Origin of the sequence: Desulfofarcimen acetoxidans DSM 771 (assembly GCF_000024205.1) — a bacterium.
GTDB lineage: Bacteria > Bacillota > Desulfotomaculia > Desulfotomaculales > Desulfofarciminaceae > Desulfofarcimen > Desulfofarcimen acetoxidans.
On record NC_013216.1, the window covers coordinates 4271627 to 4297163 of the forward strand.

At 44.0% G+C, this 25537-nt stretch carries 23 protein-coding genes and 3 pseudogenes; 6 read left to right on the forward strand and 20 right to left on the reverse strand.

Annotated features, from left to right (window positions below):
* The first annotated feature begins 91 nt into the window (after positions 1-91).
* The 4 genes and pseudogenes from DTOX_RS19785 (at position 92) to DTOX_RS19800 (ending at position 5231) form a co-directional block, all read left to right on the forward strand.
* Positions 92-664: an IS630 family transposase gene (locus DTOX_RS19785; protein WP_242652637.1), complete on the forward strand. Its 573-nt coding sequence runs from the start codon at positions 92-94 to the stop codon at positions 662-664.
* A 647-nt stretch (positions 665-1311) separates the two neighbouring features.
* A pseudogene (locus tag DTOX_RS19790) lies at positions 1312-2552 on the forward strand (IS110 family RNA-guided transposase).
* Between the two features lie 763 nt (positions 2553-3315).
* Entirely contained in the window at positions 3316-4023 is a 708-nt protein-coding gene (locus tag DTOX_RS19795) for an ABC transporter ATP-binding protein (protein ID WP_015759444.1), read from the forward strand.
* The gene (locus DTOX_RS19800; RefSeq protein WP_015759445.1) at positions 4020-5231 is read left to right on the forward strand and encodes an ABC transporter permease; all 1212 of its coding nucleotides are present in this window, start codon (positions 4020-4022) and stop codon (positions 5229-5231) included. The genes DTOX_RS19795 and DTOX_RS19800 overlap by 4 nt, the downstream gene beginning before the upstream one ends.
* Before the next feature lie 31 nt (positions 5232-5262).
* Here DTOX_RS19800 and DTOX_RS19805 read toward each other — a convergent pair whose 3' ends face one another.
* The 17 genes from DTOX_RS19805 to DTOX_RS19885 form a co-directional block, all read right to left on the reverse strand.
* The gene (locus DTOX_RS19805; protein WP_015759446.1) at positions 5263-5514 is read right to left on the reverse strand and encodes a YlmC/YmxH family sporulation protein; all 252 of its coding nucleotides are present in this window, start codon (positions 5512-5514) and stop codon (positions 5263-5265) included.
* A 56-nt stretch (positions 5515-5570) separates the two neighbouring features.
* Positions 5571-6311 carry a CpsD/CapB family tyrosine-protein kinase gene (locus DTOX_RS19810; protein WP_015759447.1) on the reverse strand — a complete coding sequence of 247 codons (741 nt, stop codon included), beginning with the start codon at positions 6309-6311 and terminating at the stop codon, positions 5571-5573.
* Positions 6312-6332: 21 nt separating this feature from the next.
* Positions 6333-6998 carry a YveK family protein gene (locus tag DTOX_RS19815; RefSeq protein ID WP_015759448.1) on the reverse strand — a complete coding sequence of 222 codons (666 nt, stop codon included), beginning with the start codon at positions 6996-6998 and terminating at the stop codon, positions 6333-6335.
* A 134-nt stretch (positions 6999-7132) separates the two neighbouring features.
* Positions 7133-7933, reverse strand: coding sequence for a tyrosine-protein phosphatase (locus tag DTOX_RS19820; RefSeq protein ID WP_015759449.1), 801 nt, complete (start codon positions 7931-7933; stop codon positions 7133-7135).
* Between the two features lie 50 nt (positions 7934-7983).
* Positions 7984-9396 carry a phosphoglucomutase/phosphomannomutase family protein gene (locus tag DTOX_RS19825; RefSeq protein ID WP_015759450.1) on the reverse strand — a complete coding sequence of 471 codons (1413 nt, stop codon included), beginning with the start codon at positions 9394-9396 and terminating at the stop codon, positions 7984-7986.
* A 465-nt stretch (positions 9397-9861) separates the two neighbouring features.
* Positions 9862-10731 (reverse strand): UTP--glucose-1-phosphate uridylyltransferase GalU, encoded by an 870-nt coding sequence (gene galU, locus DTOX_RS19830; protein ID WP_015759452.1) that lies wholly within the window; start codon positions 10729-10731, stop codon positions 9862-9864.
* Between the two features lie 58 nt (positions 10732-10789).
* A complete protein-coding gene (locus DTOX_RS19835; RefSeq protein ID WP_015759453.1) occupies positions 10790-11890 on the reverse strand; it encodes a glycosyltransferase family 4 protein in 1101 nt (366 codons plus the stop codon).
* Between the two features lie 283 nt (positions 11891-12173).
* Positions 12174-12599, reverse strand: a complete 426-nt coding sequence (gene fabZ / locus DTOX_RS19840; protein WP_015759454.1) for a 3-hydroxyacyl-ACP dehydratase FabZ — start codon at positions 12597-12599, stop codon at positions 12174-12176.
* A 99-nt stretch (positions 12600-12698) separates the two neighbouring features.
* Entirely contained in the window at positions 12699-13196 is a 498-nt protein-coding gene (locus DTOX_RS19845; RefSeq protein WP_015759455.1) for a DUF4330 domain-containing protein, read from the reverse strand.
* Complete coding sequence (locus DTOX_RS19850) at positions 13165-14787, reverse strand: O-antigen ligase family protein (RefSeq protein ID WP_015759456.1); 1623 nt, start codon at positions 14785-14787, stop codon at positions 13165-13167. The genes DTOX_RS19845 and DTOX_RS19850 overlap by 32 nt, the downstream gene beginning before the upstream one ends.
* 56 nt (positions 14788-14843) lie before the next feature.
* On the reverse strand, positions 14844-16028 hold the full coding sequence (locus tag DTOX_RS19855) for a glycosyltransferase (RefSeq protein WP_042316297.1): 1185 nt from the start codon (positions 16026-16028) through the stop codon (positions 14844-14846).
* Positions 16029-16109: 81 nt separating this feature from the next.
* Complete coding sequence (locus DTOX_RS19860; protein WP_015759458.1) at positions 16110-17261, reverse strand: glycosyltransferase; 1152 nt, start codon at positions 17259-17261, stop codon at positions 16110-16112.
* On the reverse strand, positions 17255-18388 hold the full coding sequence (locus DTOX_RS19865; RefSeq protein WP_015759459.1) for a glycosyltransferase: 1134 nt from the start codon (positions 18386-18388) through the stop codon (positions 17255-17257). Before DTOX_RS19865 ends, DTOX_RS19860 begins: the two co-directional genes overlap by 7 nt.
* Before the next feature lie 121 nt (positions 18389-18509).
* Positions 18510-19847: an LCP family protein gene (locus DTOX_RS19870; RefSeq protein WP_015759460.1), complete on the reverse strand. Its 1338-nt coding sequence runs from the start codon at positions 19845-19847 to the stop codon at positions 18510-18512.
* Between the two features lie 63 nt (positions 19848-19910).
* Positions 19911-20348, reverse strand: a complete 438-nt coding sequence (locus DTOX_RS19875) for a hypothetical protein (RefSeq protein WP_015759461.1) — start codon at positions 20346-20348, stop codon at positions 19911-19913.
* Positions 20349-20379: 31 nt separating this feature from the next.
* Positions 20380-21483, reverse strand: coding sequence for a polysaccharide pyruvyl transferase CsaB (csaB, locus tag DTOX_RS19880; protein ID WP_015759462.1), 1104 nt, complete (start codon positions 21481-21483; stop codon positions 20380-20382).
* A 191-nt stretch (positions 21484-21674) separates the two neighbouring features.
* A complete protein-coding gene (locus tag DTOX_RS19885) occupies positions 21675-22403 on the reverse strand; it encodes a WecB/TagA/CpsF family glycosyltransferase (protein ID WP_015759463.1) in 729 nt (242 codons plus the stop codon).
* 314 nt (positions 22404-22717) lie between these two features.
* Between DTOX_RS19885 and DTOX_RS19890 the strand changes: the two genes are divergently transcribed.
* Both DTOX_RS19890 and DTOX_RS19895 read left to right on the forward strand, forming a co-directional pair.
* Positions 22718-22990: a type II toxin-antitoxin system Phd/YefM family antitoxin gene (locus DTOX_RS19890; protein ID WP_015759464.1), complete on the forward strand. Its 273-nt coding sequence runs from the start codon at positions 22718-22720 to the stop codon at positions 22988-22990.
* Positions 22977-23279: a type II toxin-antitoxin system RelE/ParE family toxin gene (locus tag DTOX_RS19895; protein WP_015759465.1), complete on the forward strand. Its 303-nt coding sequence runs from the start codon at positions 22977-22979 to the stop codon at positions 23277-23279. Before DTOX_RS19890 ends, DTOX_RS19895 begins: the two co-directional genes overlap by 14 nt.
* A 21-nt stretch (positions 23280-23300) precedes the next feature.
* Here the strand turns inward: DTOX_RS19895 and DTOX_RS24600 are convergent.
* The 3 genes and pseudogenes from DTOX_RS24600 to rfbB all read right to left on the reverse strand — a co-directional run.
* Positions 23301-23517 (reverse strand): annotated as a pseudogene (locus tag DTOX_RS24600) (sugar phosphate nucleotidyltransferase); the annotation flags it as partial.
* A gap of 90 nt (positions 23518-23607) precedes the next feature.
* Positions 23608-24126: pseudogene (locus DTOX_RS25520) on the reverse strand (hypothetical protein).
* Positions 24127-24434: 308 nt separating this feature from the next.
* Positions 24435-25493 carry a dTDP-glucose 4,6-dehydratase gene (gene rfbB, locus DTOX_RS19905; RefSeq protein ID WP_015759466.1) on the reverse strand — a complete coding sequence of 353 codons (1059 nt, stop codon included), beginning with the start codon at positions 25491-25493 and terminating at the stop codon, positions 24435-24437.
* Between the last annotated feature and the right edge of the window lie 44 nt (positions 25494-25537).

The following is a 25537-nucleotide window of genomic DNA, read 5'->3' on the forward strand; positions in this document are numbered from 1 at the left end:
AGGAGAAACAATAGCATCAATGCTAGAATATTAGAGACAAACCGTGCTAAAGTAGAGCGTCATATAGATAAGGTTTTACAATTTGGTTTGGATGCGGCACTCAATTAATATTCCAATATATGCCTATATATCATGTGATGAAAAACCTGATATTCAGGCTATAGAAAACACTGTTCCTAATCTCCCTCCTTTTCCTGGAACTTATTCATGTTTTACTCGTGATTATGAATATATTCGCCGTGGCACACTTAGTCTAATGGTTGGTATTGATTTGGTAACAGGTCATATATTGGCTCAAGTAGAAGACCATCATCGTAACAGTGAGTTTGTAGAATTCCTAAAAATGATAGATGAGCACTACAAAGATAAAGAAAAAATTATAGTTATATTGGACAACCACTCGGCTTATATTTCTAAAGAAACTCGGGCTTACCTTAATACTGTTCCAAATCGTTTTGAATTTGTTTTTATACCTAAAAATGGATCTTGGTTGAACTTAATAGAATCATTTTTCGGTAAAATGGCCCAAACAATGCTGAGGGCTATCAGAATAAAATCAAAAGAAAAACTTAAAGATAGAATCTATAAATACATAAAGGAAATTAATGATTTCCCGATAATCTATCGCTTCAGAAATAAAATGGATGATATGGTGATTTTCTAAATAATTAGCATTAATTATAATTGCTTAGCCATTATTTACATCATCATCAATAAAGCCTACCGGCAAATACTAACTGTCATAATTTATCAATTCACAAAGCAATAACAATAACTTTTTCTGTCGTAACCACCTTAACTATAGTCATTAGCTCACCAATACTAGCATAGGCCCATACCCTTTAATAGAGGCCAAATGCATAAAAAATACAAGCATAACAATTGCACAATTTGGAGCAAAATTCATATATTCACCAAAAACCTTACTTAATTCAGCCCACTAGGGAAACTAATAAGAACTGGAATAATCATTGACAAGATTATCAACAGTTTAATGACACACCAGTAAAATTAGTAATCTTGCCCTACCATTCATGTAAATTCAACTAATACCTTCTTAACTCTCATGTTTTTTGAAATCACAACCCACAAATGAAAATAGGTAGCATTTTTAAATGAGACATCTTGTATTAAATTTAGAGTAAGGCAAAAGAATAGAAGTTGATTCTTAATTGGTGGATATTACACCAATACTTAACTTGGCCCTCTTCGAGTACAACCCACTGTGACATCCTCTGGATAGCACGTGCATTAAATTTCTTATAACTCAGGGGGCCATTCTTGCCAAATCAAAACATGAGATGTTATTAAATGGAAGCCATTCTTAATTACTGTTGTGGTCTTGACGTACATAGAGATACAATTGTAGCTTGCCTACTAAAAGAACCTTTTAATCGTAAACATGAATCAACTATAAGAGAATTTTCAGCTTTACCATATGATTTAAAGCAACTCCGAGACTGGTTAATTAAAGAGAACTACTATCACGTGGCTAGGAAAGTACCGGAGTTTATTGGCAACCAGTATATAATGTATTAGAAAACGCCTGTGATGGTTCAATGGTAATTTTAATTGTAAACGCTCGGCATATGAAAAACGTCCCTAGTAAAAAAACTGACATTAAAGATGCCGAGTGGATTGCCCAGTTACTTAGATCCGGGCTTCTTAAGGGTAGTTTTATCCCATCAAAACAGCCAAGAAATTACGTGTGATTTAACGAGATATCGCAAAAGTATAGTTGAAGAAGCTACTACTCAGAAAAACCGGATTGAAAAGTTCCTACCAAGCTGTGGGATTAAATTGTCATCTTTTCTTTCCGATGCTTTTGGTGTATCAGGACGAGCAATTTTAGAACATCTTTATAAACATGGAGAAATCTCAGTTGCACAACTAGAAAAATATCTTAAAGGTCGTCTCCGCAATAAAAAGGATGACGTAGCCCTTACTGTTAGAGGTAAACTTTCACCGCATCAACAAAATTTTTTTGGCATGAAATTGAAACATTTATATCAACTGGAGGCTCATCTTCAAGAAATTGACGATAAGATTAATCATGCATTGATAATGTTTCAAAAACAGTTAAAATTACTTGATGAAATTCCTGGTATAGATGAGGTAGTCGCAGCAGCTATAATTGCCGGGATCGACACGGATATGAAAAATTTCTCCTCATCAGCCCACATATATTCCTAAGCCGGTCTTAGTCCGGGGAACAATGAGAGTGCAGGAAAAAAGTCTGTACGAATAACTAAGGGTAATAGATATATAAAACGAATTTTATTTGAAGTAGCTTAGTGTGTTACTCGTGTTCGTAAAACATATCTCTCAAACTGGTATTGGAAAGTCAAACAGTGCCACGGAGCCAAAAAAGCCAAATATCTCTAGCCAGAAAAATACTAACTATAATCTTTGCCCTTCTGAAGAATAATGATAATTCATATGAGAAAGAAGTATATTTAGAACAGCAACAAAGAATATCAGAACTACGTCAAAAAGCTATAATTAGAGAATTGACTAGTTGTGGTTTTATTATAACGCCTCCGAGTGCATAAATAAATTTAAGTTTTATTTCTGAAATTATGGGGTGATTGATTTCCACATCCAGGGCTTGTTTTGCCCTTTTGGAATTTTGAAGTACTCAACACCCAAATGACTCCGAACAACTAGGACAACCTATTTTCTCATTAATCCCAAGTTTTGCATAAGATATTTCCAAGTATAGGCGTATCAAGGACTAAGGTATCTTTTAACAAAGACATTCGCTACTACACACTTTTTTCTACCGGTTCCAGACGCCTTATTCTGCATATTATTACTTATATCGGGTTAATTCTCGAATGAATGTAGTAAAATAGTTCCAAATAATAATTTCAATTAACCGTTTATTTGTAATTTGTGGCTTCTTCCCTTGTATTTAATGGCTTGTATTAATTATATTGGTACATATGAACTCAATACATTGATACTACAAATATTCTACCCAAACCCCTATATTTATCAAGGTCAAACTATATTTTAAATAATGTTATTAGCTACTACACTTTTATAATCTGCACCTCTTAGGCATTAATATTACTGGAGTTAGTAAATATTTACGCCAAACTCCAGATTAATAGAGAAAGTTATAGTAATAACAACAATATTTATCAAGCTATTATTAATTTACCACATCTTCTCTTAAAATCCTGCAAATTATATAATTTTATTTGCTTTTTTTTAATTCCACTTTGATACCATAAAATCCTGCCTCATTTTTTTGCTAATATTATCAAAATAAGTTAAACTAAAAACAATTGTTTGTTATAATAACATGGGGTGATAAAATTGTTAATTAATATGGGAAATGTGAGCATGTCCTACAAAACCAAATCCGGTCCCACAAAAATATTACATGATATTAATCTAAATATTTATAAGGATGAGTTTGTAGCTATAACCGGCCCATCCGGTGCCGGCAAAACAACTCTCCTCAACTTAATAGGCCTTCTGGAGAAACCTTCCGGCGGCTCCTACCATTTCATGGGTCAACCTGTTTCCTCATTGTCAGGTTTTAAACTTGGCTTAATACGCAACCGACATATCGGCTTTGTCTTTCAGGATTTTGAACTGATTAACGATCTCACAATTTTTAAAAATGTAGAGCTGCCCCTGATATATGGCGGTATTTCACACCGGCAAAGAATACAAAAAGTAACCAGGGTTTTAACCAAACTAGGCCTGTCCAAACACCTGCATTACCTGCCTGTACAGCTTTCAGGCGGCCAGCAGCAGAGGGTAGCCCTGGCACGAGCCATGGTAACCGAACCGGCTTTGCTCATATGCGATGAACCGACGGGCAATTTGGATTGCCAAACGGCTGAAGTAATCTTATCCCTGTTGGAGAAATTGCACCGGCAGGGGTGCGCCCTGGTTATTGTAACTCACGATATGAAAGTGGCAGCAAGGGCCAAACGAATCATTATTATGGAAAATGGTATGATTATATCCACAAAAAATATAATATCACAAGAGGAAGAAAAATGAAACTATTTGTTAACTTTAGGCAGGCTGTGAGGGGAATTTTTAAAAAGAAGGTGCGTGCTTTTTTGGCTATGTTAGGTATCAGCACCTCCATAGCTTCTATAATTCTTTTACTTTCACTAGGGCAGGGTGTGCAGGAAAAGGTATCTTCACAGTTTGAGGCTCTGGGGGCTAACCAACTTATAATCATTCCCATGCGCACTCTCAAAACCACCTCTAACCAACCGGACTTTTTGAGAGGTCTGCCTACATTTACCGGCACTCTGAGTCTGGAAGATATTGATGCTATTCAAAAAGTACCTGACGTGGCTGTGGCAGCGCCTCAATCGGAAAATGTCCTCACTGTAGTAAGGCCGGGTGGTATTAACAGCGCAGATACCTTAATCACCGGCGTTACACCGGAGTACTTTACACTGGCAAAGCTAAATCTTTCAGCAGGTCAATTTTTCACTTCCGCTGATGAAACATCACAGAATGTTGTTCTTGGCAGCGCCGTTAAAGAAACCCTATTTGGTGAAGAAAACGCCCTGGGCCAACAAATTATCATTAGAAATAAAAGATTTAATGTTGCCGGTGTGCTGGAACCTAAAGAAAGCATAGGTTTTTCTTTTAATGAAAGAGTATATCTGCCTATTGAAAAAGCTCAGTCTATTACCGGGCTGGATAAGCTGTCCCTGATTCTGGTACAGGCAAAAAGCAATGATGTGGTAGACAGGTGCAAGGATAAAATCGGCTCAGCACTTCGCCCGCTGCATAAAACCACTGACTACAGTATTCTAAAACAGGGTGAAATGCTCTCTATGATTGACAAGTTTTCTGCCGTACTGACTGCTATGCTAACCGGAATTACAGGAATAACACTGGTCATTTCGGCAATCGGGATTACTAACGTAATGCTGTTGACAGCTATTGAGAGGACAAGGGAAATAGGGATCAGGAAGGTACTGGGGGCAACCACTTTTGATATCTTCATACAATTTGTCTTTGAGGCCGTTCTTATAGCCGCCCTGGCAGGTTTAATCGGTATCGCGGCGGGTTACGGGTTTATCAAGATATTATCGCACTACCTGCCGTCCCTACCCTTTAAAATCACCTGGTTATCGATCGCCAGGACAGGGCTGGCGGCAACTACTGCCGGCATTATCTTCGGCCTCTACCCGGCTGTCCGGGCCGCCCTGCTGCAGCCGGCCAGAGCTATCAGACATAAATAAAGACCTGCGGCACGGGCAGCAGGTCTTATGGTTATTTTTTTTGCCAGGCATCAACATCTACCAATACAGCATCCACACCGATTTTCCTGATTTTATCCCAGGGAACTACAATATCCTGGCCCGCACTCATCAAGCCCATGTATTTCTTTTTAGGGGTTTTCAGCACTAATGCCACTACATTGCCGGCCGCGCTGTCGATATGGATATCTTTCACCGGGCCGAGACGCGACCCGTCAGACAGGTTTATAATATCCCTTCTAGCTAAATCAGAAATCTTAAACATCGTCATCCACCTCCTTGCACCAGACTATGCGGGAGGTGCTCAATTGGTTACCCGAATCACATAGTAGCTGCCGGCAAATTTTTTTTGCGGTGGCCTTTATTTTTTGGCTTTTTGCCACCATCCTCGCCACTGTAATAATAGTAGTAATAATAATATTCTTCACCCTGGACATTCAACATATTCAAAACAGTTCCTATAATCCGGGCATTCACATTCAACAATAATTCTTTGGCCTTCAGCGTCATTTCTATCTTGGCTTGTCCGGATGCCACTACCAGCAAAACCCCGTCCACATTTGCTGCCATCAGCGCTGCATCGGTAACAGGCACTACAGGCGGAGTATCCACCAGAATAATGTCAAACACCTCATACAGCTCGGCAATAAAGTTTTTCATGCGCTGTGATCCCAGCAATTCAGAGGGGTTAGGCGGGGTCGGTCCGGTGGGCAGCAGCTTGAGGCCTTCAATTCCCACATCCAAAAGCCCTTTCATAAGTGAAAGCTCTCCAATTAAAACATTGGACAAACCTTTAATATTGCTAAGCTCAAATATTTTGTGCTGTGTGGGTTTCCTCATATCACAATCAATAATTAAAACCTTTAACCCGGCCTGGGCAAAAGCAACTGCCAGGTTGGCCACGGTTAATGACTTTCCTTCATTGGGCCCCGCGCTGGTTACCAACAAAGACTTAATCGGCTTGTCCAGGCTGGAAAACTGAATATTGGTTCTCAATATCCGGTATGCCTCGGCAATCGGTGATTTAGGACTATGCAATGTGATTAACTTCTCTACAGCCATGCTGGTGACTCCCTCCGCCCGTTAAGCATCTATTTTGGGTATTACACCCAGCACCGGAAGTTCCAAATACCGGTTGATGTCTTCGTTGGTTTTAATTGTCTGGTCTAAAAACTCCAGTAAAAATACCAGCCCTACGGCTGCCATCAAACCAATAACACCCGCCAGCAGGATGTTCATTTTTTTGTTCGGCTTCACCGGTGCCGGAGCAGGCACTGCCGGATCTACAATGTTAACATTATCCAGCTTCATAACCTCAACAACTTTTTTCATAAATACCTGTCCGGAAATATTAGCCAGGCGCGCCGCTTTGTCCGGACTGGCATCTTCAATGGAAATTGAAATTAATTGCGTGTCACGCACCGGCTCCACATTTATCTTAGCGCTGAATGCCTCCGGAGTAATATCCAGCTTCTCCTGTTCAATTATTTTCTCGGCCACAGTCCGGCTCTTGGCAATCTGGCTGTAGGTTTTAACTAACTGGTTAGCCGTCAGGATATCATTATACTGCAAAAGCGGCCCGTTTTCGCCGGCATAAGTCTTGCCAACCATAAGAGTTGTGGAGGACTTATAAATCGGGGTTATCAGAAAATAGCTGACGATTCCGCTGGTCAACATGGCTGCTATGGGCAAAATAATCAGGAACCACTTGCCTTTCTTCAATATTCCAAGGATATCCCTCAGTTCCACTCTTTTCACTCCCCAAATATAATACAATGCAATTTATTATATAACATGACAACAACCTATAAATTCTTCTACAAAGTTTAGAAATGTCCTGCTGTCAGCGGAAAAAATAAATTTTTACAATAAGACAGATTATGTTAATACGTTTTTCTTTTTCTGACTACAATTTGCCGTAATTTCCCCAGAAATCCTTTCTTGGCTTGCAGCATATCTAGAGGCCCGACATTTATATCCGCGTTATTTATTAATAATTGCGGGTTTTTCCTAATCCATTCTGTTTCTATTTGTAATATCTTTTCTATGTAATCGCTGGCTTTAACCAGTGAAGCCAGTCTCCTTCCCGGTGAATGGGCATCAGTGGCTAAAAAATGAACCCACCTTAATTTCAAAAACTGCAGGGCGGCAGCTTTTACCGATTCTCCGTACTCACCCAGCAGACTGGTGGCATTTACCTGTGCCAGTACCCCATTGCTGACCAGCTTGTACAAAAAAGACGGATCGGAAGCTATCCCCTTGTTGCGTTCGGGATGAGCAATAACAGGAGTTATTCCCAGCAGTTTCAACTCGTATATTACATGTTCCGTATACTGCGGAACAGTGGCCATGGGAAGCTCCATCAATAAATATCTGCCGCCGTCATTGACAGTCAGCACTTCCCCGCTTTTTACCAGAGCGGGCAGGGCGATATCACAGTAGGCCTCAGTACCGGGAAGGATGCTCAGGGGGAGCTTCTCCCTGTCTATGTGAGACTGCAATGCCCTGACCGCCTCAAGCACCTTGTCTCTCCTGTTTTCCATAACACCCGGTATAAAATGCGGGGTGGCTACTATCGTACCGATACCGTTTTCCACAGCGGCAGAGGCCATGGCCAGAGAGGTCTGCAGGTCCGGTGAACCGTCATCCAGGCCCGGCAAAATATGCGAATGCACATCTATCATAGCATTTTCCTTTCCTGAAATAAATAACCCGCCTGAGGCGGGAATAATTTCTAGTCAAGCCCTAACACGCCTTTTATCTCCGCCTGCAGTTTACGCATTTCTTCTATTGAGTTGGCTTCCACATACACTCTGAACAGCGGTTCCGTTCCGGAAGGACGGATTAAAACCCAGGCACCGCTTTCCAAAACCAGCTTAAGTCCATCCACAGTCACTTTACCGGTAATTTTTTGCCCGGCCAGGTTATCCGGAGCAAGTTTACCCAGCATATCCATGATACGCTCTTTTTCCGCGGGTGAAGTTTTAATGTCCAAACGCTCACTGTATAATTTGCCGAACAGGTCAGTTATTTTCTCCATCATTTGAGTCAGGCTTAATCCGTGATGCGCCACAATCTCTGCCGCCAGCATAGTAGCCAGGATCCCATCCTTTTCGGGTATATGTCCTTTGATGGAAAGACCGCCGCTTTCCTCACCGCCCAGCACAGCGTCTTTTTCCATTAGGCACTGTCCTATGTATTTAAAACCAACCGATGTTTCTTCCACCTCCAGATTATAATGCCGCGCCATGTGATCCAGCAGGTGAGTGGTTGCTACCGTTCTGGCCACCGGCCCGCGCCATTGCCTCACTGCCAGCAGGTGATAATACAAAATAGGCAAAAACATATTGGGGGTTATAAATTCACCGTTGCTGTCAATAATGCCAAAGCGATCCGCGTCACCGTCCAGGGCCAGCCCCAGATTGGCCTTGCCTGCCAGTACCCTGTCCTTCATTTCAACCAGGAGTTTTTGTGAAGGCTCAGGCATACCGCCGCCGAACAGGGGATCCCGGTTATTATGTATTACCTCCGGCTGCACGCCTGCTTCACGCAAAATAGCCTCCAGGTAACCGATGCCGCAGCCAAACATGGGGTCAATCACAACTTTTAGACCGGCCCGGCGGATTATATCAAAATCAATAATTTCAGCCAAATGTTTCTTATAGGCAGGAAAAGGGTTGATTTTTTTAATCTCCGCCCGCGACTTGTTTTCCGGGTTCATTTTTTCACTTGTTTCCAGGCTGCGAATGTTCTTTTCGATTTTTTCCGTAATATAAGGCAGGGCAGGTCCCGCATACTCGGGAATAAATTTGATGCCGTTATACTCCGGGGGGTTATGGCTGGCTGTAAGCATGACAGCACCCGCCGTCCGGCACTCTTTAATGGCAAAGGCAGTCAGCGGAGTAGGGGTAAAAGTCTCCGTCATATAAACGGGAATGCCGTTCTCGGCCATTGTTTCCGCTGCGGCTTCAGCAAATTTATCCGATAAAAACCTGTTATCATAGCCTATAACCAGTCCTCTTTCAGCTATGCCCAGGGAATTGACATAATCAGCTACGGCCTGGCTAACCAGCCTTACATTATCGAAGGTAAAATCACGGGCTATAATACCCCTCCACCCGTCAGTACCAAATTTTATCTTACTCATGAAGGGAACCTCCTGTCATCTTTTAAATTTTTCAACATAGCTTATATTATTGCCGCTATAAACGCTAAAAAAACCATATACCATTACAATTCACTAAATACTGAATATAATATATATTTTATGGCAATAATTATAACAGCTTTTATGTAAGGAGGACAACAAAATGACAACAACTTTGATCAAAAGCCTAAAAGAAAAACAAAAGAGCCTGAAGGATTACCTGCAGCAGATCAGGCCGGATAAATACTCTGCCGAAAAGGGCAAAAAGACTGAATGAGATTTTTTAAAGGCCTGATTAACGGCACCCTGCTGAGCATCCCGCTATGGGCTGTGATTATATTAACTCTATTATGGTTTATAAAACACTAAAGCCGGCATATCAGCAGCACCGGCTTTTAGTGTTTAAGATTCAGTCACATCACAAGATGCCAATTCCACATTATTGCCATTAAAGCAGCATTTAGTCTATAAATTTTCTGCAATACCCCTAATATATTGAGAAAATACTTCCTTTAAATCCTTCCTGCCCAGAGCAAATTCCACCGTAGCTTTCAGATATCCCATTTTATCTCCCACATCATATCTCCGGCCGTCAAAAACCAATCCGTACATGCCCTCTGCCTGTCCCTGCACCCGTAAGGCGTCTGTAAGTTGAATCTCTCCTCCGGCTCCCGGTTTGGTATTCTCCAGAATATCAAAAATGCCCGGGTTAATAATATACCTGCCCATAACGGCCAAGCGTGAAGGAGCCTCGTGGGGCTCAGGTTTTTCCACCAGATCACTGACTTTATATACTTGGGGCCTGACCGGCTCAGCCTCTAAGATACCGTACTTATCAACATCTTCCAGTGGCACTTCTTTTATTCCCAGCACCGGCGCCTGCACTTCTTCATACAACTCCATCAACTGCTTGAGACAGGGTTTTGTACTGCTGACAATGTCATCACCCAGCAGCACGGCAAAAGGCTCATTTTTAATAAAACTGCGGGCACAGTATACAGCATGCCCTAAACCCAGCGGTTCCTTCTGGCGAATATAATAGATCTCCGCCAGGTTGCTGATGTCCTGAACCGTTTTTAACAAATCAGTCTTGCCCTTTAGCTGCAGCTGCATCTCCAAAACATGGGATTTGTCAAAATGATCCTCAATAGCCCTTTTGTTGCTTCCGGTAATAATCAATATATCCTCAATACCGGAGGCTACTGCCTCCTCAATGATATATTGGATAGTCGGCTTATCAACAATCGGCAGCATTTCTTTTGGCTGCGCCTTGGTAGCGGGAAGAAATCTCACTCCCAAACCGGCTGCAGGTATAATTGCTTTTTTTACCAGCACAAAAAGCCCCCCCAAAATCCTAATATATATCTACAAAAAACGACATTAAAAAACGGTCCTATATTTCCGAGGACCGTTTTTCCATTTCGACCGCCCCAGACGAAATTTGATACGCAGGCTGTCTTTTATGTCCGATAATGCCTATTTTATTGGCTGCGGTAATAATCACAACTGCCAGTACAACCAGAACCAGTATTGCCTGGTTAGTCGTTATTAAATTCAACATGACCGCACTCAATCCTAAAAAAGCACTCACACCGTAAATAGCCAAAACAGCCTGCTTATGGCTCAGTCCCAGGGCCAGCAAGCGATGGTGCAGGTGCTCCTTGTCCGCCTTAAAAATAGGTTGATGCATATTGTAGCGCCGCACAACGGCAAATACTGTGTCCAGCAGGGGAATACCCAGAATAACCAGAGGTATAATTACGGAAATAGCCGTAGTACTCTTGGTCAAACCCATGACAGACATAGCAGCCAGGCAAAAACCCAGCATCATTGAGCCTGTATCGCCCAGAAATATCTTGGCCGGATTAAAGTTGTAGCGCAAAAATCCTAACAGCGAGGCTGCCAATATCAACGCCATCAAAATTACCTGCATTTGTTCCGGCAGGCCAAAAACCCGCCACTGGGTCCATGATACCACAGCTAAAGTAACAGCCGAAATAAGTGAGGTACCGCCGGCCAGACCATCCAGGCCGTCTATCAGGTTAACAGCGTTGGTGACGGCTACCAGCCAGAAGACGGTTACCGGGATACTCAAAAAGCCCAGATGCAGAATATCTCCGTTTATAGGATTTGTTATAAAATCAACACTTATACCAAACGGGAGTACTGAGAAAGCCACCAGCACCTGTCCCAATAATTTTACTCGAGGTGAAATTCCTTTGATATCATCGACAATACCCAACAAAACAATCAAGGTTGACCCTATTATAAGTCCTATCACCGGAGAGGTGAGCTGCCCCATTAACAAAATACCCGCAATAAAACTTAAATAAACTGCCAGACCACCCAGTCTTGGCATAATCTTCCGGTGAACTTTGCGCGGATCCGGCTGATCCAGAGCCCCCCAGCGATAAGCCAGCTTAATTACTTGAGGAGTTGCCAGCAGAGAAATAAATAAGGAAGCCAGAACAAGCAATACCGGCTTAAGCACCATAATCCCTCCAATAATACGAATAGCAAGAAAGTCACCATAAGCATAATTTCCTAGAGCAACACAAAAGTCTAAACTTATTGTAACGCAGGATTATGTTAATAACAATAACTGAAAAGCTATTCAGTCAGCTAAATCATATAACTAACTCTTTATAGGACAGGCATTCTCCTTCTTTCGCCGTTTAAAGCAAATATTTTACCTTTTTAGCCGCTAAAGCCGCACAGGAAAGCCGCCATAAGCGACTTTCCTGTGCGAAGGAATTACAAAAATTATGACAGACTCTTTATTTGCCTATAGCAAACATCAGCTCCGCTTCAGCCGCTACCGCTTCATCAACATAGGCCACGGCAGTGCTCTTGCCTATAGTTTTGCGCAGGTTGGTTACTTCCACCACAATGCGCAGCCGGTCTCCCGGAACTACCTGGCGGCGAAAGCGGGCTTTGTCTATGCCGGCAAAAAACGCTATTTTGCCTGCGTATTCAGGCATGCTTAAGATTGCCGCGGCGCCTACCTGGGCCATGGCCTCAATTACCAAAACACCCGGCATTACCGGAAAACCGGGGAAATGCCCTTGAAAAAAAGGCTCATTTATTGTTACATTTTTGTAACCGACTACCCGCTTGCCGGCTTCCATTTCTTCAATTTTATCAACCAGCAAAAAAGGATACCGGTGAGGCAAAACTTTCATAATCTCATTAATATCAAGCATTTTCCAGACAACTCCCAATTTTTCAACTTTTTTTTAAAACAATGACTCATCCACAAATCCACCATAAGCATAATTTCCATGGGTGCAGGCACCGGATTATTACTTTGAAGTTTTCAGGCCGTAGATAACTCCGGAAGAAGCCGCCCTGTTTGTTTTGATATCCACCTTTTGACCGATTTTTATTTCTTTGTTGGAGACCATAATATTATTCTCTGACACCACGGCAGAGGCACTCACAGTGAGCAGGAGATCATATTTGCCGGGAATCTCCGCCAGTACCAAACGCCCGTCTGAAGTAGGCACATCATCAGTGGCAGGTAAAGTTTCCTTATTAATTACCGTGCCCATGACCACATTACTTTTTAAATCCTGCACCGTTTGACCGTTCTGGAAGGCTTCCACAGTCGGCTGGCGCACCTCAGATACCAGAATCTTGTATTCTATTTGCTGCTCCTGTTGGGCCAGCTGTTTGTTGGCCACAAAAACCTTGTAATATCCTCCTATAGCCAGGGCCAGAATCATGACGATGATCAAAAAATCAATGATATTAAATCTTGCCTTAGAATCACTTTCCCTGTCCTTGCGGATTTTCACCATCAAATACCGCTCCTTTCTCCCGCGCGTTAAGTTTCTCCAGCACAATATATACGCCTATCAAAATCCAGAACAGAACCCCCAGCTTATAATACCAGAGACCGTAGTCAAACAGCGACTGCAGCAAAAAGCCGGCCATGGCACCGGCTATTCCGGCATTCAACCACTTTATATAACTTAACTTGCTCGACACCAGACGGAAAACAGTCTGGTATATTTTGTACATCAATAAAAGAAAAGCAGCCAGCCCGAAGATGCCGGTTTCGCTGAGAAGCTGGAGATAAAGGTTATGCGCGTGCGGCATAATGGCTGAATTCATCATATAGACATAATAAACCCTCATAAAAGCCTCTGTGCCCACACCGACTCCGGTCAGCCAATAATCCTTGATCATCATAAGCGTGGACTTCCAGATGTCAAAACGGTAAACTACCGAACTGTCATTCAAATTATCCGCCGTAGCCAGGCGGTCTATGACTGTGTGAGGCAAAAAGAAGGCTCCGATTACAGCTGCCGCAAAAAACAGGGGTAAAAACTTGGGACCCCTGATCATAGCCAGAACCGCCATGGCAAAAACAAACCCGTATAAACCGCCTCTGGAATAGGTGAGCACCAGTGCCGTACCGGCCAGGCAGGCTATGGCCAGGAGCAAAAATTTATAGCCGATTCTTTTGACCACGGCAATTAAAGAGGCGGTAATGGGTATCACCAGAACAAAATACTGCGCCAGCAAATTGGGATTTTCAAACACTGCCGAGGCGCGGTTTTTAATATCCGGGTTCAGCTCCGGATCAACCCATCCCTTATGCAAATCAACAAAGGTGACCCCGAAATAATAATCATATATGGCGTCAGCCGCAACCGCCGCGGCTGACAGTGCCAGGCAGCCTAACAGGAGGCTCAGCTTTTGTTTATTGTCAATCATATTTATAATTAAAAACAAATATATCACGGCCGCCACATAAATAGAAAATTCATAGGCACTGCTCCGGGGCAGCACTGAGGTCACAGTGCCATATACCAGAACAGCAAAAAAAATCAGCACCGGCAGCAATATGGAGCTGCGGCAAAGCTCAACCTTGCCCCCGGCAATAACCCTGGCTGAATAGGCCAGTGCAGTCAATACACCGAGCAGGGCCAGGTTATTAAAAGATGTGAAGGGCAAAAGCAGTGCGGCCAGGTAAAGGCCCGACTCAGGTATGGCGAAAACCACGGCCATAGTTAAAACACCCGCCGCTATCGTCAAGGCTGCCTGCCGGTCAATAAAGGCCGCCGGTATAGCTGTTAAAAGGACAATGCCCGCAATCAAATACCAAAAAACCGGCCTGGTTATCATACCGGGGCCGTTTTGCCAATAAAACCCCCTTACGGCCAGAGCAGTTCGCGGCATCAGCTGCTCTATTTTACCGGTCAGGCGGTTGAACTGCCTGTACAAAAAGCTTTGAGCCACCACATCCGCAGCCACGGTATGGTAAACAAAACCGGACTGCCAGCAGCCGGTCACAGCCAGCCAGAATGCAGATAAAAGGCGCGCTGTTAAACTAGAGTTCCACAAGTACAGGCAAGAATTTATAATACAACTACGCTTAAACAAACCTATCCGCCTTTCCGCCAATTTACAGCGGGCTGATAATGCCCGGCCTCATTATATTATCCGGTCTCGGCCAGCAATTTTAGAATTGTGCCAATTCTGGAAGACCAGGAATATTCCTCAGCCGCAGCCAGCTGTAATGACTGTTTTTCCTCATTCCACTCGGACAATGCCCGATCTGTAAGCTTAATAAAATCTTCTCTGCCGGCAGCCGCATAAACAAAAGCGGCAAATTTTTGTACCGCCGGAATCCCTACCGCCACCACAGGCTTACCGGTAGCCAGGTACTCGTAAAGTTTCAGCGGGTCGGAGGCCAACGAGTGTTCATCCCTGGTTCTGGGCAGCAGGAGTACCGAAGCATGTTGAATATAGTGAGGCAGCTCGGCAAAAGGCCTGCTGCCCAGCCACAGCACGCCGCTCATTTCCTTCAGGCTGTTCCAGACAGCCAAATCAATGCTGCTTTCGTAACAGGGGCCGATTATCACCAACTTGTAAGCAGGTCTCTTTTCGGCCAACTCCTTAAGCAGCCCTATATCAATCCAGGAATTAACCGCTCCGATAAACAGGAGCACGGGTTCTGAAATTCCCGCCAGTTCCGGCGCCTCCGGCCAGGCCTTGTTTTCCGGACTGAAGTGCTCCACATCAACCCCGTTGCCCAGCAGATATATTTTTCTGTTATACATTTCACTGTATTTGCCCACCAATTCCTGTGAAACCGCCAGCACCAGTGAACTGTGCAGCAGCATAAAATCCATGAATGCTTTATTTTCTTCCCAAACCCTGCGGTCATTCTTAATAATGGGAAAGGCAAAGTTATCATCCAGCAGGTGAAAGACCATGTGCTTGGGAGCCAGCATATCAATAAAACCGGTTATCGTATAGCTGCCGGAAGAAACATAGAACAGAGTATGCTCGCGCCAATCAGCGCCATAATTTCTTTTCAGCCTGCGAATTAGGCCGCAGGCCGCGCAGCGGTTGGCGCGCTCCCTCAGACCGAGCTTTACCGGCAGAAAACCCAGAGGCGGGACACCCACGGCCACCTCACCGTCCTGTGACCATTGCCAGCGCGGGGATTTTAAAACATAGGACATATTGCCTTTCAAGGCTCTCAGACCTTTGGGCGGGTCGATATAGTAGCGGTCAAAACCCTCGAAAGCACGCGCCAGACACCTAACCGTATCATTGATCTCCCGGTCATGCCACTCGTACATTCCCACCAAAACCACAGCCCGGAACTGTTTCATCACAAATAAGCACCCTTTTCTCTATAACCTTTAATTAGGCATATTATAACCAGGTATTTCCCATAACATATATAACGGTATTCAATGACCGCGAGCAGCTAAGATCTTTCCGGCCGCGGCTTCCGCCCTGGCTTCCCAGGAGTTTTCCAACGCAGCCCTCACCCTGCGGGCCGCCTTTTCCCTGCTGTCAGTCCTTATTTCTTCCTTGACTAAATCTACAAACCGCTGACTGTTTTCGGCTATACTCACCAGTGCGGCAAACCCACGCACCTCCGGCAGAGCCGTGGAGACCACCGGCTTGCCGGCTGCCAGATATTCATACAGCTTGACGGGGTTAACCCCTACGGTTAAGTCATTAATCTTAAAAGGAATGACGCAAAGATTAAAGGCTTTAATGTATCCCGGCAAATCCCTGTAATCTTTTTTGCCCAGGAAATAAATATTGCTGTACTGCTTTAACAGGGCCACATCTGTATCCACCGGCCCGATTAAAACAATAGACCAGCCGGGCTGCGCTCCGGCCAATGCAGCCAGAGCCTCCTGATCCAGCCAGCTGCTGACAGCCCCGACATAGCCGATAACCGGACCGGGCAAATGCGCAACTTCCTCGGCTGCCGGCAGCGATGCTGACAGGGCCTGTCCGAAGTGCTCCACATCCGCCCCGTTAGGTATAAATTCGATATCAGGAGCATATGTTTTTTTACGTTCCAGCAGTTGCCTGGCCGTAACCAGATTAACGGAGGAGGCGGCAAAAAGCTCTCTCTCCATCTTATCCACTACAGCGGCATCAATTAAGCCCGGGAAGGCCGAGTGCTCGTCAGCACAGTCATAGCATACCATAGCTCTTCCCGGCAAATAAGGCAGCAGATCCACACTGTTGACCAGGTAAGTCCACCAGAGCGTGGGGGACCAGCCGATTTTTTTTAAGGTCTTATTTACTGCGCAGGCCAGGCGTCTCTGGTTTATCTTATTAATCCGGCGGCGCATGTTTCCGAACGGCAAAAAAACCGGGGGTCTGAAAATATAAGTATTTTCCCCTACCCGGTCAAGCTGTGTAGTTAATCTTTTGCGCAGTTCTGGATTTTTTATAGGGGAAAGCAGGGTAACCGGGGGGTCTATGTACAATACCCGACAGTCATGCCGGGCATAAACAGCCATTAATTGCTGGGCTCTGGCCCACATGCCGTGGTAATCGGCGGCTGCCAGGCAGACTATGGTTTCACCTTTCAGCAAGGATCACACCTCATTACTTTTTGGTAGGTTAACTCTGTTTTTCTGGCCATCCCTTTGGAACTGAATTGCTGACTAACAATTTGCCTGCCGTTTTCGGCCATCTGGGATGCTTCTTTGGGGTGCTGCAGCACCCAGATAATCCCCTTGGCTAAAGACGGTACATCTGACGAAGGAACCAGGATGCCTGTTTCTCCCGGTCTCACTACTTCCGGCAATCCACCCACCTCGGTAGCAACTACCGGCAAACCGACTGTCATAGCTTCAATGGCCGTAAGCCCAAAACCTTCCCATAGAGACGGAATCACCAGCACATCCATGTCAGCCATTAAATCAGGTATCTCCGTGATAAAACCGGTAAAATTAACAACCTCCTGCAGGCCAAGCTTAGCAGTCATTTCCTTTAATACAGCTTCATCAGGCCCGGTACCGACTACCAGAAACCTGACTCTGGGTATGACTTTCAACACTTCGGCAGCTGCTTGCAAAAAAAAGCTGTGTCCTTTGACCGAATGCAGGCGGGCTACTATGGCTACCAGCGGAACACCCTCTTCATAGCCCAGCCAGTGCCTGTAGGTACCGGGAGGCAGGCAAGGCCTGAATCTGTCCAAATCAAGCCCGTTATAAATCACCGTAATCTTATTCTCCGGTATACCGTCTGCAATAAGAGCGTTTTTCAAACCCTGCGATACAGCAATAAAGTGGTCGGTAAGTCCTCTTGTCAAGCGCTCTGTCCAGGAGTTGGCCAGGCGGCTCCAAAAATCAGGGTAATCGCGAACCAACAGGCTGTGCACAGTTGTAACAATTCTATTTACTCCGGCCATTTTGGCGGCCAGACGACCTAAAAGATTGGCTCTTACACCGTGTGTGTGCACTAAATCAGGCCGATTTTTTTTAATTACCTCGGTGAGTCTGGAAAGAGTTCCTATATCAAGTTTATGCCGCATGGGCATAACCAGAACATTGACCCCAATTTCTTTGGCCATACGGGCAAAAGGTTCCTCAAACAGACAAACAACGGTTATGGCTACCTTCCGGGAATCCAGAGAAGCGCACAGGTTTAATATATGGCGTTCCGCGCCGCCGAATTCACCCCCGCCAATTATATGCAAAACCCGCAATTGATTCACCCTAAAAGCCTCCTTGGCCTAACTAGCTTCATTTTATCAATTTCCCTGTCTTTCGACAAGGCAGTGACAAAAAATATTGTTGAAGCCGTGCGTGAGAAATCACACACGGCCTGATTATTTGCTACCCCCCGCTGGTGTTATCAGTGCTGCTCTCAATTATTTTTTCTATATCGGCAGGGGTACCGGCAGTATCAGTAAGATTATCTTTGGTCGATTGATCTTCCTTATCAGTCGGCTCAGGCACAGTAACGGGAGTAATAGACACATCTACTTCAACCGGAACACTGCTGTGTGTGGTACTATGGGCATTTTTAGTGTCTGTGTGATTAGCGCCATCCTTTTTCGCTGCACCAGTCTTGCTGTTTCCGGAATTTTTAGTATCTGTCCCGGTTTCCGAGTCATAAACTTCCTTTGTGATCCGGTCATGCTCTTGCTCTTGATTCACAGAAAGGGAGTTCTTATCATCATCCTCCGCCTGGCTTGTTTGGGAGGAGCCGGTCTTTGAGGCAACATTAGTCGATGAATTCTCCAACACCATGGAAGCAGCCTTTTCACCCCTGAACAAATCCGCAACCGCCAGCTTGGCCTTTTGCGAGTCAACACCCCAGTAGCTGACACCGTCTATATCCAAAAAATTACCCGGCAGTGTTTCGCTGATAATATTCATATTATCCAGATCTTTGGCCGCTCTGGCTAAGGCCAGCATATCCATTAGCCCCAGGTTTGTCTCAACATTCCGGTTAATCTGGGGAATCAGCTTGGGCAGCTTAGCAATAGTCGAAGGCTGCAGCATTTCTTTAGCCAGCGCCTCTAAAAACTTCTGCTGGCGTTGGGTGCGGGATATATCCCCAAGAGCATCCATACGGAAACGGACATACTGGATAGACTTATCGCCATCCATGCGCTGAACACCCTTCTTTAAATTGATTAAAAATTTGTCGGTAGGGTCGTAGTAGTACATATCTTTTTCAACATCTATGGTTACTCCGCCTAAAGTATCGACAATATCTTTAAAACCGTTAAAATTAGTCACTACGTAATAATCCATAGGAACACCCAGCAGGTCTTCCACGATGTCAACAGTAGTTTCCGGCCCGCCATAAGCTATAGCGGAGTTTATCTTATCCATACCGTGTTTGGGTATCCTCACCCTGGTATCACGGGGAATAGACAGCATGGAAGCCTGCTTGGACTCAGCGTCCACACTGGCTAAAATTATAGAATCGCTGCGGGAAGCTGTTTCACCCTTACGGGCATCTATACCCAGGAGCAAGAAATTTACTCTTCCGCTAATTGTCTGAGTTTGTTCTTCACCGTCAGGTTTACTGGGAACGATAGGAGACAATAACAAGTACTTAGCATACAGGTAACTGCCGCCCAGCGTACAAAGTACCAGAACAAGCAAAACCATTACCGGCCATTTTCTTTTCAAACGGTACCTGCGATTATCCTTTGCCATCCAATTCACCGCCTAATACAATTCAAATATACTATATGACTGTATAAATAAGTATATGATCCGTTACTTAACATTTACTGAACCCTTATGCATTACCCAAACCGTATCGACAGCTTTTACACCTCTCCCGTCACTGCGAGGCACTATGCACAAATGATTTTTGGGCACCGCCTGACCGGACAGGATGTTTGTCCCATCCGTAAGATCGGGAATTCCACTGCCGGTAGAATCCACAGTAACAGCCTTGCCCGAGCGAACAATAAACTCCGCCCCGGCGTCACAGCTAAATACTTGTCCCGGCGTAAGCTGCGTGGTCTGCCAATCACCGGCAGTCCCCTTAAAAAAATCACCTACATATTTCTCAACATAACTCTTAGTTACCAGTGGATCACTGTCAGAACCGGGACTTCCCGTTACCGGTGCGTCGGCAAACACCGCGTAACCGCACAGCGTTATACCGGCCAGTGAGATGGCTGCTATGATAATTTTTTTCTTCAACAAAACAAACATCTCCTAACAATTGTTACGTAATCTATTTAAAATCATAATTTCCCAACATAGCCACAACCAGCTCCGCACCGCGAAGGGCTTCCTTGCGCAAAGAGCTCACATTTTGTTTCAATTTTTCGCGTATCTCCTCCGGCTGCTCCATAACCTTTCGTACAATCTCCGACAACTGCTCATATTCTAATGACTCCACATAGCCGCCCAGTGGCATACCCACCATTTCCAGGAAACTGCTGACCTTGGGATCATAGGCAACCCCCACCATCGGCACATTCATCAAGGCTCCAAAAATTAAAAAGTGCAGCCTCATACCGACCAACATATGCATATTAGCTATGATTTCTAATAAATCAAGGAAATTATGCTCCTTTTCCAGTACAACACAGCCGCCGCCGGCTTCCAGAGCAACTTCGCGGCTTACCTGCAAGTCCGCCGAGTGGTGCATGGGCACCATCAATACCTGGTAACCCTGGCCGGTAAAATCCCGCACCAAGTCAACCATTACCTGCCGGTAACCGGTCAGGTTTTTCCACGGTCTAACAGATATACCCACTACAGGGTTTTCCAGCAAACCTAATCCCTTTAAAACAGCTTTTCCCCGCTCTTTATTGATAAAGGCGGGATCCAGACCAAGCACCGGATCAGCGGTAACGTAAACCGGCGGTTTATCCACTCCCAAGGAATGCAGTTCAACCCGAGAAGAGGAATCACGCACGGTTATAAAATCCACCCGGTTGACTATAAACTTCATCATGGCACGTCCAAGCGCAGTACGCACAGGGCCGATACCCTGGCCATAAAAGAAGACCGGCTTGCCCATCAGCTTGGCCATGAGCACGATGCCCAGGTAATAGAGAATACTGTTCGGGCCGGTCACATCCTGCAGCAGCCCGCCGCCGCCGCTAATCAATAGGTCCGCCTCTTTTAAGGCGCGCCAAATTTGGGCAGGGTTATCCCTATGCACTGTTTTTACCTGAAACTGCTTTGCTGTATAGGCCGGATCCATCGACAGAACTACGATTTCCAGTTCGGGCAGGCGATCACGCAAACAGTTGACAATAGCATAAAGCATTGCCTCGTCACCCTCGTTATGAAAACCGTAATATCCTGATATTACCACCTTAGGCATGAAAACCCTTCTTCCCCAACACATAAACTGATACAATATCTATTTTACCTTAAACCGCGGAACAACTACAAAGGTTTTTTATGTAAGAAACTTTTTATTAATAAATAAGATTAAAAAGTTTGAGCTGTATAGTCTTAATTCTATATACGCTGCGTGCTTGGTATTTATGGTGCTTATTACAGCAGCGGAGCTTATTGTTTTAATTTGTGTCTCCTAATAACTAATAGTGCGAACTTAGGCAAGACCAGCATTCTTCTCCAGCGGCTTGGCTCCCTGATTAAGCGGCCCAGCCATTCTAATTTTAAACGCTGCAGCCATAGCGGAGCACGAGGAACCCTACCGGCTATTACATCTAAACTGCCGCCGATACCCATAGCCGCGGGTACTTTTAAGTCTTTCAAGTGGGCATCAATCCAAAGTTCCTGCCGGGGAGCACCTAACGCGACAAAGAGCAAATCAGGCTTGCTCTCCTTTATTCTGTTCAACAAATCTTTTTCCTCTTCGGGTTTAAAATAGCCATGGCATGTCCCTGCTATCTGCAGCCCGGGATATTTTTCCACGAGTTTATCAGCGGCCTCGGCCGCCACTCCCGGAGCGGAGCCCAGGAGGAAGATGCGCCAGCCTTCGCGGGCCGCTCTTTCTGTCAGATATAATAAAAGATCAATTCCGGTAACACGTTCCGGCACCGGACACCCGGCAACCCGGCAGGCCCACACAATACCAACCCCGTCAGGTGTAACCAGGTCAGCCCCGCCGATTAAATCCAACAGGCGATGCTGAAACTGAGCCTGATACAAAAACTCCGGGTTTAAGGTAATGATAAAATGTGGTTTGCTGCTTTTAATAAACTCTGCTGTCCTCTCAACGGTCTGCTGCATGTCCAAAGCATCTATAGCTGCACCAAGCAGGTTTACTTTCATTGCCTAAGGTACCCCTTTACAATTCACTCTTATGCTAATCATGATATTTACATACCTAATCAGTATTCTATCATATTATCGTTATATTCTCCACAATTTACGACATCCAGAATAAAAAATAAGCTGCTTTTTGTTGTGATTTTTTGGGAGAAATAAAAAAGCTGCCCCCTTAAGGCCGGATATATCAAGGGACAGAAGCTCTCGAATTTTGTGATTCCATATATATTATTAAAAACGCACCCGCGCTACTTGCCTTTTCTCTCAATATTATGCTATATTATATGTATAGATATTGAGAATAAGGAGGGCATATCATGCCGAACATTCGGCCCATTTCAGATTTAAGGAACAAAGCCAATGAAATCTCCGAATTTTGCCACAGGGAGCGCGAGCCGGTTTTCATCACTAAGAACGGAGTAGGTGACATGGTGGTTATAAGTATTGAAGTTTACGAGCAGCAGCAGGCTCTTATTGAGCTTTATTGCAAGCTGTCTGAAGCTGAAGCGGAAATAGCAAATGGCGCGGCTAGTGAAGATTTTTGGGAGGTAACGAAGAAACTACGGAGCAGCATTCATGGAAAGATATAAGCTACTCATTTTTCCTCAGTCCAAACAGGATTTGCAGGATATAGTCGACTATATCAATGAGCTTTCGCCGGACGCCGCATTTAAGCTGTACGATGAAATAGTGGAAGGCATCGGCTCGCTTGCGCAAATGCCCATGCGGTGTCCGCTACTGAGAAGCTCTGTGCTAAGGGCGAAAGGCTACCGTGTACTGGTGGTTCACAACTATCTAGTGTTTTATGTTGTAAATGGCAAGACCGTGGAAATTCGCCGCATTCTGTATAGGCGCAGACAGTATGACTTTCTGCTATAGCCTTGCCCTCCAAACTACTCCCAATTCCAGAGAATGGTTAAAATAATCGACTATCGGCCACTTCCCTCTGCCGGTAATGATTAAGATATCTTCTATTCTGGAACTTACCGCCTCTTCAATTATATACTGAATTATTGGTTTATCGACTATAGGTAGCATTTCCTTAGCAGAGCTTTTGTTACCGGTAAAAAACGTGTGCCTAGGCCTACAGTCGGAATACAGCCTTGCGAACTTTCACAACTATAACCCCTCGTACATCTCGTTAATGCCTGCTATCTACCCAGGTTTCGCACTAAGGGATCATTAAACTGGGAACCACTGCCAAACCTTATTTTCTAAAATTATCCTTAAACCATTTCTCAATATGATAAGAAAAATTGATTGCTGAATTAATAACTTCTATTAATTCAAGTGGATGTGGTAAGTTAAACAGATTAACCAATACATCAATAGTATTAGGAATATTCGTCCCATTCCAATGGCGTATACCAATAGGCTGCAACCTTTGTTCTGAGATAGTTAGGTCGCCAAGTTCTCTCTATAATTTTTGGGGAGACATCTTTTTGCCATTTTTAGCCAACAGCCAGGCTGCTAAATTAAGCACAAGCATAGCCAATACTTTTAAAAAGCAATAGGCATCTACTCTTTCAGGATTGCGCAGGAATACTTGTTGTAAATCAAGAGAACCCTTCAAAAACCTAAAACTGATTTCGATGTCGTTCCTACCGATAAGTACTGCACCTGAGGGATTTGCCTTCGGAACTTCTACTTTTAATTCGGGCATTATCTTCATCAATATTTCGGGGGGTAATTTAGCTAGTTGTTCTAAAATAGGTTGTAAGTCCATGACGATCCCTCACTAATATTTATTCTTATTAGTGATAATTCGACACAAAAAACAGAGATCCTTCCAGTTTATGGATCAGTTTTCTATGATTGTAATTAATATTACTTATGCTCCACTATTTTACAGGTTTAAATTTTTATCTTGCGGAAGGTGGGATAAAACATTGATAAAATTGCCATATATTTCGCCTTCCCATATATATTATAGCCAATTTTCAAAGAAAAAGCACTGTCTACCTCTCAAGCTATTATACCATAAATAACCGGCACAAATGTTTACGAACATTCCGGTATTCCAGTTTAGACAAATCATTTTGAATACCGATACATTTTCTCGTAATATTTCACATAATCACCAGACACAATGTTCTCTATCCACTCGGTGTTATTCAAATACCATTCGATAGTTTCTTTCATTCCCTGTTCAAATTTATATGCTGGAGCCCATCCAAGCTGAGTTGTAATTTTAGTATTATCAATGGCATATCGTCTGTCATGTCCCGGTCTGTCTTGGACATATTTGATTAGGTCTTCGGATTTTCCGAGAGTAGATATGATAAGCTTAACTATTTCGATATTAGACTTCTCATTATTACCGCCGATATTGTAAACCTCACCAACTACCCCTTTATTCAGAACTGATTCTATTGCTGAACAATGATCATATACATGAAGCCAATCTCTTACCTGCATTCCATCCCCATATATTGGCAATTTCTTCCCCTTCAAGCAATTTTCAATCATAAGAGGAATCAATTTCTCAGGGAACTGATAAGGCCCATAGTTGTTACTGCAGCGTGTGATGTTAACTGGCATGCCAAAGGTTTCATGATAAGATCTCACAATCATATCCGCACCTGCTTTAGATGCAGAGTATGGGCTATTTGGCAAAAGTGGCATGGTCTCGACAAACATTCCTGTTTTACCTAATGCGCCATATACTTCATCCGTTGATACCTGCAGGTATTTCACTCCCGGCTTGTATTCCTTACAGTATTTATCATCGGGATTGACTTTCCAGTAATTCTTTGCAATATCAAGCAATACTTGAGTTCCGAGGATATTTGTTGTAAGAAATATCTCTGGCTCAACGATACTCCTGTCAACGTGAGATTCCGCTGCAAAATTCACTACAGTATCAATGTTATGTTTAGAGAATATCTCATCTATTTTTACTCTGTCCCTGATATCTGCTTTGATAAAGGTATGGTTTGAATTCTCCGCTATGCCCTTCAGGTTTTCCAGATTGCCGGCATAGGTCAGAGCATCTACATTGATAATCTTGTATTGCGTATCTCTGTCCAGTATAAACTTCACAAAATTGCTGCCAATGAATCCGGCACCGCCTGTTATAAGTATATTTTGCATTTTAAATACCTACCTTCTTACCAATCACAATAAATGTAGTTTAT